The 12,916-nt window shown below is 41.6% G+C and carries 10 protein-coding genes; 3 read left to right on the top strand and 7 right to left on the bottom strand.

What is annotated here, in order from left to right:
* Positions 1–172 precede the first annotated feature (172 nt).
* Positions 173–973 (top strand): pyrroline-5-carboxylate reductase, encoded by an 801-nt coding sequence (gene proC, locus DDT91_RS04415; RefSeq protein WP_187174925.1) that lies wholly within the window; start codon positions 173–175, stop codon positions 971–973.
* 379 nt (positions 974–1,352) lie between these two features.
* Here proC and DDT91_RS04410 read toward each other — a convergent pair whose 3' ends face one another.
* The 6 genes from DDT91_RS04410 to DDT91_RS04385 all read right to left on the bottom strand — a co-directional run bounded on the left by DDT91_RS04410 (position 1,353) and on the right by DDT91_RS04385 (position 9,317).
* A complete protein-coding gene (locus tag DDT91_RS04410; RefSeq protein ID WP_187174924.1) occupies positions 1,353–2,465 on the bottom strand; it encodes a TlpA disulfide reductase family protein in 1,113 nt (370 codons plus the stop codon).
* Positions 2,466–2,469: 4 nt separating this feature from the next.
* A complete protein-coding gene (gene gatB / locus DDT91_RS04405) occupies positions 2,470–3,930 on the bottom strand; it encodes an Asp-tRNA(Asn)/Glu-tRNA(Gln) amidotransferase subunit GatB (protein WP_187174923.1) in 1,461 nt (486 codons plus the stop codon).
* Between the two features lie 18 nt (positions 3,931–3,948).
* Entirely contained in the window at positions 3,949–6,573 is a 2,625-nt protein-coding gene (gene alaS / locus DDT91_RS04400; protein ID WP_187174922.1) for an alanine--tRNA ligase, read from the bottom strand.
* 232 nt (positions 6,574–6,805) lie between these two features.
* A complete protein-coding gene (locus DDT91_RS04395; RefSeq protein WP_187174921.1) occupies positions 6,806–7,798 on the bottom strand; it encodes an MlaD family protein in 993 nt (330 codons plus the stop codon).
* Positions 7,795–8,538: an ABC transporter ATP-binding protein gene (locus tag DDT91_RS04390; RefSeq protein WP_187174920.1), complete on the bottom strand. Its 744-nt coding sequence runs from the start codon at positions 8,536–8,538 to the stop codon at positions 7,795–7,797. Before DDT91_RS04390 ends, DDT91_RS04395 begins: the two co-directional genes overlap by 4 nt.
* 5 nt (positions 8,539–8,543) lie before the next feature.
* Positions 8,544–9,317, bottom strand: coding sequence for an ABC transporter permease (locus DDT91_RS04385; protein WP_187174919.1), 774 nt, complete (start codon positions 9,315–9,317; stop codon positions 8,544–8,546).
* Positions 9,318–9,518: 201 nt separating this feature from the next.
* Between DDT91_RS04385 and DDT91_RS04380 the strand changes: the two genes are divergently transcribed.
* Positions 9,519–10,622 (top strand): alanine racemase, encoded by a 1,104-nt coding sequence (locus DDT91_RS04380; protein ID WP_187174918.1) that lies wholly within the window; start codon positions 9,519–9,521, stop codon positions 10,620–10,622.
* A gap of 247 nt (positions 10,623–10,869) precedes the next feature.
* On the opposite strand, the gene DDT91_RS04375 is transcribed toward DDT91_RS04380, so the two are convergent.
* Positions 10,870–11,946 carry a hypothetical protein gene (locus DDT91_RS04375; RefSeq protein WP_187174917.1) on the bottom strand — a complete coding sequence of 359 codons (1,077 nt, stop codon included), beginning with the start codon at positions 11,944–11,946 and terminating at the stop codon, positions 10,870–10,872.
* 288 nt (positions 11,947–12,234) lie between these two features.
* Between DDT91_RS04375 and DDT91_RS04370 the strand changes: the two genes are divergently transcribed.
* Positions 12,235–12,915 (top strand): hypothetical protein, encoded by a 681-nt coding sequence (locus DDT91_RS04370; protein WP_187174916.1) that lies wholly within the window; start codon positions 12,235–12,237, stop codon positions 12,913–12,915.
* Position 12,916 lies beyond the last annotated feature (1 nt).

Raw genomic sequence — 12,916 nt, 5'->3', positions numbered from 1 at the left:
AACTCAAGTTCCTGAATTTAGCCTGACAGCCAAGTCAAACCTACAATCCAACAATAGTGTCTCTTAAATTTTACAGCTAGCAAAAAATAGAAGATATCATTCGAAAAATATCAATAAAATAGCCATTTTGTTTACCTTTATTCAATTAAACCTAGTTAAAATTAATCAATTCATGATTTCGCAAGTAAAAATAGCTATCATTGGTTGTGGTAACCTTGGTACCTCTATTGCCAATGGGCTGTTGAGTTTGGAGGGATTTTCCCCTTCCCAACTAACCCTTACCAAAAGGCATACAGAAAGCCTGTCTGAATTTTCTTCTAGAGGTGTAAATGTCCATTCAGACAATCTTTCAGCCGCAAGAGAGGCCGATCTAATCCTTTTGGGGGTAAAACCCTACAATGTGGCGACTATCCTTAAGGAAATCAATTCAGCTCTTGATCCCGCCAAACAAGTCATCATTTCGCTGGCTACAGGTATTACGCTGAGGGAAATGTACGAGGTCATCGATACCAACACGGTTACTTTTCGGGCGATGCCCAATATTGCGGCAGATATTCAAGAGTCCATTACCTGCATCTGTCACCAAAATGCAAAAAGCTCCCAAGTCGATTTGGTAAAAGAACTCTTCGATGCCATTGGCCATACCATTACAATTGATGAAAATCTAATGGAAGCCGCGACTGTCTTGGGCGCTTGTGGCATTGCCTATGTACTCAGGTTTATGAGAGCCATGATTCAGGGCGGAATACAAATTGGGTTTGATTCAGTTACAGCAAGCAAAATTGTAAACCAAACCGTGAAGGGGGCAGCAGAACTCATGATTCAAAAAAATATCCATCCAGAAGCTGCAATTGATAAAGTGACCACACCAAAAGGATGTACCATTGTGGGACTCAACGAAATGGAGCATCAAGGTTTTAGTTCTGCAATGGTAAGGGGAGTAATTGCCAGCTATGAAAAAATAGAAAAATAACGTCCAACAAATATTTCACTTTAAGCCTGCCACTTTTTTTGGCAGGCTTTTTTATTTAAGCCCATGCCCAATCCTTCGATTCCCGAATAAAAATCAGCATTCAATAATCATCTTATCGGAAAAATCAACATAATTATTAAAATATTACAATTAGATAAAAAAAGAATAATTTTAGAATTGTTTTTCTTTTGAATCTTTTTATTAGTTTTGTCTCGGGTGATAAACAACTTTTGCTAATCCTTTTTAAATGAAGCGACTTTTAAAGGAAGGACTGTTTGGTAACTTTTTCTCCTTCCTTTTCTTTAGAACTTAATTTCTGCTCATAAAAAAAGCCTTCTGGAAATCAGAAGGCTTTTGAGTTTCTAAAGACTTTGAGCTTTTAGTCAAAAAGTTCGGCTAACTTATTCTCTAAACTCGGACCTCTAAGATCCTTTGCTATAATCTTTCCATCAGGATCAATCATATAGGTGGCAGGAATAGCTTCGATCTTGTAAAGCTCCGCAGCAGCAGAATTGAAGTACTTGAGGTCCGACACATGGGTCCAAGTCAACTGATCATCAGCGATTGCTTTTACCCAATCTTCTTTGGTACGGTCCAAAGACACTCCAAAAACTTCGAATCCTTTATCCTTATACTGGTTGTAAAGTCTCACAACATTAGGATTTTCCTGACGGCAAGGCTTGCACCAAGCTGCCCAAAAATCGATCAGGACATACTTTCCTCTCAAATCAGAAAGCTTAACCATATTCCCATTTGGATCAGGAAGCTCAAAATCAGGAGCTACTTGCCCAACGGAAAGAGCTCTCATCTCATCCAATTGCTGCTTCATTTGCATGATAGACATCGTGCCTGGATAATTTTCGTTAAGCTTGCTGACTAATTCATCGATAAAAGGAAAATCGTTTTTCGGATTTAGCAAGCCAATAGCAGCTAATGAAGCAAAGGAATCTCCCATACTATTGATCATTTCTTTGACCTTTTCTGCTTGTTGGGATTCCAAAGTCATCGCTTCCATTTGGATTCTTTTGATAGCTTCTGAGTCATTTTTGCTCATGGCTTCATAGTATTGCTCATTCAGGGCATTCACAGTCAATTGGTACTCTTCCATAAGCTTTTCCAGCTTAAGCATTTCTTTGCTATCCTGAGAACCCTCTATCTGAAGACTGGCAGGGTCCGAGAAGTTATACTTTACATCTACATTTTCTTTGAAAAGAGCCAGTTTTACGGCACGTTGACCGTACAGATTCAACTCATAAAATGTAGGTGAAGTGACTTCCAAATCATAAGAAAACTCCCCCTTGGAATCTACTTCCAAAGTATCCAACACTTTTGGTCTGCTATCTGTGTATTGAGTTAATACGACTAAGCCTTCAGGTGCATTTTCAATTTTGCCCGTGATCTGGACTTTGCCTTCGGTGGCAGAGTTATTTTCTCCACAAGAGAAAAAAGCCATGGTGGCTAAAATCCATACTCCAATCATAATTTTTCGCATAGTATTAATTTTCCAATAATTCGGTCAACAATTTGGTAGCCACTTTTGGGTCAGCCTTTCCTTTGGATTTTTTCATCACTTCGCCCATAAACATGCCCATGAGGCCTTTTTTTCCGGATTTATATTCAGCCACTTTGCCGGAATTTTCCGCAAGAACACTTTCAACTATGGGTTTTAAGGATCCTTCATCACTTTCCTGAATCAAATTGAGACGTTTGGCAATATCCAAGGGAGCTTCTCCCGTCGCTTTTACCAACTCAGGGTAGATTTTTTGAGAAGCCGCAGTAAAAGAGACTTTCCCATCATCTATTAAAGCGATTAAGTTTGCCAAAGTTTCAGTTTTGATTGGAAAATCCTTGATATGCAAGGCATATTCATTCAAAAGAGACTTGATGGGACCCATAACCCAATTAGAAGCGGCTTTGTAGTTGGTAGTTTTCGTACAAAGCTCTTCAAACCACAACGCTATTTCTTTGGCTTCAGTCAAGAAACTTGCATCGTAGGATGGCAAACCATACACATCCATAAACTTATGATACAATTCCTTGGGAAGGGTTGGCATTTGACTTTTAATGGAATTGAGCCATTCTTCGGAGATGACTACCGGGCTCAAATCCGGCTCGGGGAAATACCGGTAATCATTCAGATCCTCCTTGGTGCGCATGCTGCTAGAGGAACCGGTGGTAGGATCATACGTACGTGTTTCTGAAACGATCGTCTCTCCGCTTTCAATCAATTCAACCTGACGTTCAAATTCATGTTCTATTGCACGGGCCACATTCCGAAAAGAATTCATGTTTTTTATCTCCACTTTTTTCCCGTACTGCGTAGCACCTTTAAGCATCACGGAAACGTTGGCATCGCATCGAAGAGACCCTTCCTCCATATTTCCATCGCAGATTTCCAAGTATTTGACTATTTTTTTAATCTCAGTCAGAAAAGCGTAAGCTTCTTCGGAGGTTCGAATATCAGGCTCTGAAACGATTTCGATGAGAGGAGTACCGGCACGGTTGAAATCGACCAACGTGTCTATTTCTCCCGCTAAATGGATTGATTTTCCGGCATCTTCTTCCATGTGAACCCGATTGAGACGAATTTCCTTCTCAGTTCCATCAGAAAGGATAATAGGAACAACGCCTCCTACACAGATTGGTCCTTTGTCTTGGGTGATCTGAAACCCTTTGGGAAGATCCGGATAGAAGTAATTTTTTCTGGAGAAAATAGTATATCTGGTAATTTCTGAATTGCAGGCCAAGCCCATTTTGACCGCATATTCAATGACTTTTTTATTCAGTTTAGGCAAGGTACCAGGATGTCCAAGGGTAATCACGGATACCTGACGATTGGGCAGATTGCCGTACTCGGTAGAATCAGATGCAAAAATCTTACTTTCAGTCAATAGCTGGGCATGGACCTCCAGCCCAACCACTAACTGATATTTATTCTTGATTTCTTCCCTTAACATTACCTGGACTTTCAGCGATTATAAAAACATTTCTTTTGCCTTAACGACAACTTTTCCCAATCCAGCCAGATCTTTTCCACCTGCGGTAGCGAAAAAAGGCTGACCTCCCCCACCGCCTTGGATTTCTTTGGCCAATTCTCTGACCAATTGACCGGCATTCCAACCTTTGGAAGCTACTAACTCATCCTCTAAAATGACGGCAATTTGTGGTTTATCTTCGACATTGGCTGCCAAAACTACCAAGGCATTAGATACTTCATTTTTAAGCTCATAAGCCAATTTTTTCAAAGAATCGACATTCGGAAGTTCCACCTGAGCGATGAGAATCTTTACTCCGTCTTTTTCTACAAATTGTCCCAGGAGCTGGTTTTTCACTCCCGCTGCCTTTTCCAAGTGTAACCCTTCAATTTCCTTTTTGAGTTCGTTGCGCTCCTGAATCAGGGATTCCACGGCTTTTTTCAGGTCTTTGGGATTTTTCAACAACTCCTGAAGCTCTTTTACTAAAACTTCCTGCTCACGCAAATACGACTCGGCCGCCTTGGATGTGATGGCTTCGATTCTTCTTACTCCCGATGAAATAGATCCTTCTGAAGTGATTTTGAACAACCCAATCTGACTGGTAAACGGCACATGAGTACCCCCGCAAAGTTCCACAGAGAATTGTTTGTCAAAAGTGATCACACGTACAAAGTCTCCATATTTTTCACCAAACAGTGCAGTTGCTCCCATTTTCTTGGCTTCTTCAATTGGCACATTGCGTTGTTCGATAAGGGCGATGTTTTCTCGGACTTTAGCATTGACGATCTCTTCAACACGGGCAATTTCCTCATCGGTCATTTTTCCAAAATGAGAAAAATCGAAACGAAGGAAATTTTCATTAACCAATGAACCACGCTGCTGAATGTGATCTCCCAAAACTGCCTTCAAAGCAGACTGAAGCAGGTGGGTAGCCGTGTGGTTATTCATGGTGAGCTGACGCTTTTCTTTATCTACCTCTGCCGAAAAACGCTTCTCCGGATTGGCAGGAAGCTTTTCCACAAAATGGACAATCAAGTCATTTTCCTTTTTGGTATCGATGACACGGATTTTTTCGCTGTCTGAGATCAACCAGCCCGTATCTCCAACCTGTCCGCCACTTTCCGCATAGAATGGAGTCTTGTCCAATACCAATTGATAACGATCTCCTTTCTTATCAGTGATCGTCCTATGCTTGATAATGTGTGAATACGTTTCAGTAAAGTCGTATCCAATAAACTCAACTCCGGTATCCTCATGGACAAATACCCAATCACCAGTTTCCTGTTCGGAAGCAGCGCGAGAACGGGTCTTTTGTTTTTCCATTTCCTCGGCAAATCCCTTTTCATCCACTGAGAAACCATTTTCCCTTGCTATCAAGGAGGTTAAATCCAACGGAAAACCATATGTGTCATAGAGTTCAAAGGCGGTTCTACCAGGAATCACCATTTCTCCCTTGGCTAAAAGTTCGGCTTTGATGGACTCGAGCATCTTCAGACCATTGTCCAAAGTCCTCAAGAAAGACGTTTCTTCCTCCTGAATCACCTTGGCTATAAATTCCTGCTGAGCCCTTACTTCAGGGAAAATATCCCCAAAATACTCCGCGATCAAAGGAGTCAGTTCATATAAAAACGGCTGATGGAAGCCCAAGAAGGTGTATCCATAGCGAACCGCTCTCCTCAAAATGCGTCTGATGACGTAGCCTGCCTTATTGTTGGAAGGAATTTGGCCGTCGGCAATGGTGAATGAAATTGCACGGATATGATCTACGATCACTCGGAAAGCAATATCCGTAGGCTCATCTTTACCATAGGTCTTCCCGGACTTAACTTCCAAGGCCTTTATAAACGGACCGAAAAGGTCGGTGTCGTAATTGGACGACTTCATTTGGATCGCCCGAACCAGTCGCTCGAAGCCCATCCCTGTATCCACATGCTTGGCAGGAAGTTCTTTGAGGCTTCCATCAGCCAACCTGTTGAATTGCATGAAAACCAAGTTCCATATTTCGATCACCTGCGGATGATCATTGTTGACCAAATCACGCCCAGCTATTGCAGCTCTTTCAGCTTCTGACCTAAGGTCAACATGGATTTCAGAGCAAGGTCCGCATGGTCCTGTGTCGCCCATTTCCCAGAAGTTATCCTTCTTGGAGCCCATGATGATCCGATCTTCCGCCACAATGCCTTTCCAGAGGTCATAGGCTTCTTGATCTTTTTCTAGCTTATCACCTTCATCTCCCTGAAAAACAGAAACATAAAGCCGATCTTTAGGAAGCTTATATACCTCAGTAAGTAGCTCCCAAGCCCATTCTATGGCTTCCTTTTTGAAGTAATCTCCAAAAGACCAGTTGCCGAGCATCTCAAACATGGTGTGATGATAGGTGTCCACTCCCACTTCTTCGAGGTCATTGTGCTTACCACTGACCCGAAGGCATTTCTGTGAGTTGGCAACTCTTGGATATTTGGCTACTTCGTTACCGAGAAATGCGTCCTTAAATTGGTTCATCCCCGCATTGGTAAACATGAGTGTCGGGTCATTTTTGACCACAATGGGAGATGAAGGAACGTACTGATGCTGTTTGGATTGGAAAAACTCGATGAAGGTACTCCGGATTTTCTTAGCTTCCATGGAAGGTCTGAGGTGCAGTTAGTATAAAATCTTATTTCGGCCCTTGAAATGGGCACTTTTTATCGGGTGACAAAATTAACAGAATTGATGGGCTTATGAGCAATTGAGTCAGGAATTTGAGGAAGTCCAAAAAAATTAGAGAAACGGATTTTAAGGTTTCCGATTTTCTAAACAGAAGTTAACTCTATGATTCCTCCGAAATGACTTTATCACAAAAAATCACTCACAATTTTCATTTATTATCAGCTTCTTTCTGAGCTTTCTTCTTTGCTTTTTCCTGATCCTTGAAATATCCCCTAAACAAGAAATTGGACTTCATCGCTTCCATGTTCTGATTGAGGTTTTCTGTGCTCTTTTCCAGATTCAGCATGGTTTTTTGCATCTGTGCCCTAAAGGCTGAATCGGCCAAAATCAAACCTGCCGTGCCTTCCCCAGCTTCAATTTTGGAAACGGTTTCCTTTAAACTTTCCATAAGCAAAGCAGTCTCCAAAGAAGCCTTTTCCAATTGAATGAGGGAGTTTTCAAACCTTTGTGCGTTCAAGGTGTCCACAAAAATTTCATTCACCATGCCTTTGGCATCCTTGAAAGTCCGGATCATTTCTCTTCCATCTTTGGCTAAAGCAGCAGCATGAATACCCGCCTTTTTAAACTCCGAAATGGAACCTTTTATGTCCGCAGAAAGTGTGGGGTCTGACAATAAATCCCAAACCGCCTTACTTTGGTTGAGCTTTTCTGTTATTTCCGCAAGATTATTCAGGATTTTTTCCAATACGTCTCCTGAGCTATCCAACCTTAACAGGAGATCTTCAGGCTTGAATTGAGACAAAGGGAAAAGGATATCACCTGCTTTTACAGGAGATGCACTCCCTTCCTGAGGATGAATCTGAATGATTTTATTTCCCATAAGCCCATCGGAGTTTATGGTGGTCTTGGAATTATCAAGGATAAATGACACCATTGATTTATGGATGAGCATTTTGATATGGATGGTAGAGTCTGTAATCATCTCGATTTCCTTCACTGTACCTACATCCATGCCTTTAAATCGGACATTATTCCCGGGAAGGAGCCCGTTTACCTCAGGAACTTCAGCTATAACAATGACTGATGATCCAAAGATGTTTTGGTTTTTCCCGATCATGTACAATGAAAAAACCAAAAACACCAAACCAGCGACCACCAAAGCTCCCAATTTGGCATTGGCCATTTTTTTATCTTCTTTCATAGTCCTTGGAAAAACTCACTAACCTTAGGATCAGCAAGTTTGGTTAAATTTTCAAACGTATCACTGGCATAATTTTTCCCATCTATCAACATGATAATTCTGTTGGAGGTAAGTTGAATACAATTCATATCATGGGAAATTATAATAGCCGAAGCTTTATACTTCTTCTGAATTTTCACGATCAATTCACTGATCTCTCTTCCCGTGATGGGATCTAATCCGGTGGTCGGCTCATCATATAGGATGATTTTGGGCTTTAAGATTAGGGTTCTGGCCAAGGCTATTCGCTTTCGCATACCCCCAGATAACTCGGATGGCATCATGTTGATGGTATGACCTAAGCCCACATCTTCTAATGCCTCTTTTACTGCATTTTCAGCATTTGCCAATCTTTCTTCTAAAGTCCAATGCCTGCGAAGCGGAAACTCGAGGTTTTGGCGTACCGTCATCGAATCGTAAAGAGCATTGCTTTGAAATAAGAAACCAACGTCCCTTCTCAGCATATCCATTTCGTCCTGATCCAATAAGGAAATATCTTGACCAAGGACCATAATGCGACCGGAATCTGGCTGGATCAATCGAATGATGCATTTGATAAGAACCGATTTTCCAGAGCCTGATTTCCCAAGAATCACCAGATTCTCCTCCTCAAATAGAGAAAGTGAGAAATCTCTTAACACGTGGTTTTTCCCAAAGGATTTGTTCAATGCCACCACTTCTATTATCGGTTTTCTTTCCATTGTTTTCAGGTCAATCCCAATAAATCGGTGATTTGAACAGCGATCAAATCAAGCACAAAAACAAGCAAAGAAGCTACAATCACTGCCGTTGTTGCGGACCTCCCTACTCCTTCAGTGCCCTTTTCTGAGGTATATCCTTTGAAGCAACCTACTATTCCTATGGCAAATCCAAAGAATACAGTCTTGATAATGGAAGGAATGAAATCTCCATAAGAAAGGGCATCAAATGCCTGAAACCAAAACAGTGTCCAGCTTACTTCTCCCCTGATATTTGCCCCTAGGTATCCTCCATAGAGAGAAATGCCAATTGCCAAAATGGATAAAATTGGAACCATGACTGTAGAGGCCAGTACCCTGGTGACTACCAGGTATTTGAAAGGATTGGTGCCGGAAACCTCCATCGCATCGATCTGCTCAGTCACTCGCATGGATCCCAGCTCGGCACCAATTCCTGAGCCAATCTTACCCGCGCAAATCAAAGAAGTAATCACCGGGGTGATTTCTCTAACCAAGGACACAGACACCATGGAAGGCAACAGTGATGCGGCGCCAAATTCCACCAAGGTAGGGCGGGATTGTATCGTCAAAACAAGCCCCATGATAAATGCGGTTATACTTACTAAAGTCAGCGTTTTATACCCAATCCAATAGCATTGGTTAATAAACTCCTCCCACTCTTGCTTTGGCTTAGTGACTTCCTTAAAAAAACGAGCCGTAAAGCGGGAGATTTCTCCCACTTCCTGAAAAAACTCGTTGTCTATTTTAGCAAGTAATCCCATTGCTTTCTTGTTGATTCTAAGTTGCAGAGTAGGATTTTAAATTTTTGCCCCGCTTCTCAGGAAAAATAATGATTAATATCAGTTTAGCTTAAAAAATGGATGAATTCCTTGTCCATTCTACCGTCCTGAAAAGGGATCGTTTAATTTTCCCAATAGATGACAAATCCTTTTTAATTTTAAAAATTGAAAACACTGAATCCTATGTCCATCCTTGCGCGCATCACTTCCCCTACCTTACTGATCAATGAAAAAATAACCCGGGCCAATCTTCAAAAGATGGCAGCAAAAGCCGATCGACATGGCAAAAGCCTAGTGCCTCACTGGAAGACCGCACAATCCCATGAAATCGGACGATGGGCTCAGGAATATGGTATTCAAGAAGTGACCGCTTCTTCCATCAAACTTGCAGAATACCTCTGCGGACAAGGTTGGGATAATATTCATATTGCTTTTCCATTCAATGTAAGAGAGATCGGGAGACTTGATCGCCTTGCTGAAAACCAGAGTATTTCGGTTCAGATCGTGAACCCGGTCACTGCACAACTCATGGCGGATCAACTGACCAAGAGTATCGGTTTTTTTATCGAAATCGATGCGGGATATGGACGAACAGGAGTTCACATTTCTGATTTTGAAACAATCGATGAAATTCTGAAAATAGCCAATACCTCACCCTTTCTTCATTTCAAGGGCTTTTACCTTCATCCAGGCCATACCTATTATGGAGTAGATAAAGCTAAAATCCATGAGGAAAGCAGGGAGGCTCTCCATCTTTTGAAAGAAAAATATCAATTGGCTTATCCTAACTTAATTACCCGCTTGGGAGATACACCCGGTTGTGCGGTGATGGAAGAATTTGGAGATGTGGATGAGCTTGGACCGGGAAATTTTGTCTTTTTCGACCTGATGCAGGTTCAGTTGGGTAGCTGTAGAAAAGAAGATATAGCTGTTTGCCTGGCAGTCCCTGTGGTAGACATCAATTTGGAGCGAAAAGAAATACTGGTGCATGGCGGCGGAGTTCATTTGTCCAAAGATGTCCTGGTCAATCCTGATGGAAGTAAGAATTTTGGTGAGGTAGTGCTTCTGGATGAAAATGGATGGACAATTCCAGCCCATTACTCCTACTTAAAAAGTATTTCTCAGGAACACGGAGTAATCAAGGCTTCGGATGAATTATTGGCTGAAGTCCAAATTGGAGATTTATTGGGTATTCTACCTGTTCACTCCTGTATGACGGCCGACTGCATGGGAGAATACCTGAGTCTGGACGGGAGAATAGTAGATCACGCTGAAGGCTGTCATTGAGGTCTTGACAGATTTATCACTTGTAGAGGGAAGTTGAACTAAACCTGGCGCTGCCTAAAAATGATCCGAGCGTACGCCTGACACTACTTCGACTTCCCTGTATTTTTTTTGGAGAGAAAGTTTCAATAGGACAAGGGTGATAGGTCTTACTTAAAAAAATACAACCAGTCAACTTCGTCCAACTGGCAAAGGGTACTAATAGGCCAAAGCTATGCTTTCTTAACAACAAGCAATTTCCAACTAAGGCTTACTGGTATTGGATGTAAATGGGTTTAGGATAAAGACCTAAAATCTCTTTCGGAGTCATCAACCTGTAGGGAGCGGTGAGTTTGTCATTGATGTAGAAAAGCTTTATTCCCGTAAACTGAACCGGCATCCCTCCTACAAATCCTCGGTAACTGTCCACCTTTTTGGCCGGAAATCCAAAACCATCCATATTAATGACTACCTGAACCTGCGGTGTCGCTTTTATTTCTTGGTGATTGGTAATCATGTTTCTGGTAAATCGATGAACCACCAGAATTTTGGGAGGCAAGTTGTTTTCCTTGACCAAATTCGACAGATACCCTATGGCAAAGTTGATATCAGCGGCGTCAAGTGTGCCTATTTTGGTACCCGGAACACTTCCATCTTTCATAGACCACTCAGGATCGAGACCGAGATGGACATCTTTTTCCATCAAGTATTTTTCTAAAGTCGGGACCTCTCTCTCTACAGTACTATGTCCCACTTGAACATCTAAAAAAGTGATCCCATCCAAAGACCTCCCCAGCTGAATGGCTTTTTGAATCTGAGATTCAGGCATTCTTAACCTATGCCACCCTTCTTTTCCGGGGTCTTTTTGAGCCGTGATGGCGATGTAATGTACCGCAGGAAGTGCCGGAGTCAAAGAATCTGCCTGATTCCAAGCTTGAAGTTCTTCTTGATAAAGAGTCAAAAGTTCTACTTCCGTAACCCTTCCCAAAATCCCCATATGCTTGGAGTAAAAATTCCCATACATTGCCACCACACGATAAAATGGCAAAAGTGCCCCTTTCTCCGGGTAAATGGAAAACACCTGCCAAGGCTTGGGGATACTGTCATGTGCCAATGCTTTTACACGACTATAAAAATCTGCACTGTCCAAACCATCTTTGACCTTGGGCAAAACCAATGGTAATTGATTTAGGGTGTCATTGGAAATTATTTCTTGAGAGACAACTTCAGGCTCCTCAAAACTACCCTGAACTTCACCTGACGGTTTGAAAAACACAAAAAGCCCCCATAGAATCCCAAAAATTGAGATAGAGAAAAAAGAAGTAATCCATATCTCTTTCTTATCCATGACTAAAATTAGGAACAATAAATAAGAAAGTAGCTGACTAAAATTATCCCTTATCAGAAATAAAAACCTGGAATTTGGCTAGTGACACCGTATTTCCCTGGGAATTTCCCTTAGCGTCCTTTATTCGGAAAATAAAATGGGATTGAGCCACTTAACCAAACAAGCCCCAAAATGGCCTTTTGCATCGGCCTACGAAATACCCGCTTTTGAATTATCCCCTTAAGCCGGGCTTATATCTGATTTTTTTGAAAATAAATCTCTTAAATTAAAGAGTTAACTCCCAACACTATGGCAGAAAGACATCTGAATATGCCCAACTTTTACCTCAACTTTAACTTGATCATTTTGAGTTTGGTGGTACTTGGATTTGGGTTAAATGCCATGACTAATCCTTCAACCCTTCCTCCTTCCCATAAAATCATTTGGATCCATGGTTTAATCATGTTTGGATGGTACGTTTTGATCGTGATTCAATCTGGCCTGATTCGAAAAAAACAAACTTCTCTCCATAGAAAAATTGGGTATTCCAGTATTCTTTTGGCAATTGGTATCCTTATCAGTGGAATTGTCATGAGCAAGGTCCACTACAACAGACCAGATGCTTTTTTATTTTCTACTATTAACACTTTTATCCTGATCAATTTCACCATTCTGTATTCTTTGGGGATAGTCTATCGAACAAAGCCTGATTTTCATAAGAGGTTTATGCTCTTAGCCAGCTTGTCGGCAGTTTTTCCCGGATTAGGTAGAATTATTTTGGGTCTGCAATTCAATCAATACCTTTCTGTGCCCCTTTGGATTATGTTGGTGCTGGTTTTGGGAACGGTGGACTGGATGACCAAAAAGAAAATCCACCCTGCTACCTGGATAGGTTCATCATTGATTTTCATCGGCATCGGGCTTACCTTATACTTGCTTGAAAATGCCGCTTGGAAAGAATTGATGGATCAATTGATGGCGAATCGGTAAT

It is taken from the genome of Algoriphagus sp. AK58 (assembly GCF_014324365.1).
In the GTDB taxonomy this organism is placed as follows: Bacteria; Bacteroidota; Bacteroidia; order Cytophagales; family Cyclobacteriaceae; genus Algoriphagus.
The sequence above is the reverse complement of the archived record's forward strand: the minus strand, read 5'-3'. Positions and strand labels throughout refer to the sequence as shown.

Excerpts from the sequence above, each read along its gene's own strand:
- gatB (WP_187174923.1), bottom strand. The coding sequence starts at position 3,930 with ATGTTAAGGGAAGAAATCAAGAATAAATATCAGTTAGTGGTTGGGCTG.
- DDT91_RS04390 (WP_187174920.1), bottom strand. The coding sequence starts at position 8,538 with ATGGAAAGAAAACCGATAATAGAAGTGGTGGCATTGAACAAATCCTTT.
- DDT91_RS04395 (WP_187174921.1), bottom strand. The coding sequence starts at position 7,798 with ATGAAAGAAGATAAAAAAATGGCCAATGCCAAATTGGGAGCTTTGGTG.
- DDT91_RS04380 (WP_187174918.1), top strand. The coding sequence starts at position 9,519 with ATGTCCATCCTTGCGCGCATCACTTCCCCTACCTTACTGATCAATGAA.
- proC (WP_187174925.1), top strand. The coding sequence starts at position 173 with ATGATTTCGCAAGTAAAAATAGCTATCATTGGTTGTGGTAACCTTGGT.
- DDT91_RS04370 (WP_187174916.1), top strand. The coding sequence starts at position 12,235 with ATGGCAGAAAGACATCTGAATATGCCCAACTTTTACCTCAACTTTAAC.
- DDT91_RS04375 (WP_187174917.1), bottom strand. The coding sequence starts at position 11,946 with ATGGATAAGAAAGAGATATGGATTACTTCTTTTTTCTCTATCTCAATT.
- alaS (WP_187174922.1), bottom strand. The coding sequence starts at position 6,573 with ATGGAAGCTAAGAAAATCCGGAGTACCTTCATCGAGTTTTTCCAATCC.
- DDT91_RS04385 (WP_187174919.1), bottom strand. The coding sequence starts at position 9,317 with ATGGGATTACTTGCTAAAATAGACAACGAGTTTTTTCAGGAAGTGGGA.
- DDT91_RS04410 (WP_187174924.1), bottom strand. The coding sequence starts at position 2,465 with ATGCGAAAAATTATGATTGGAGTATGGATTTTAGCCACCATGGCTTTT.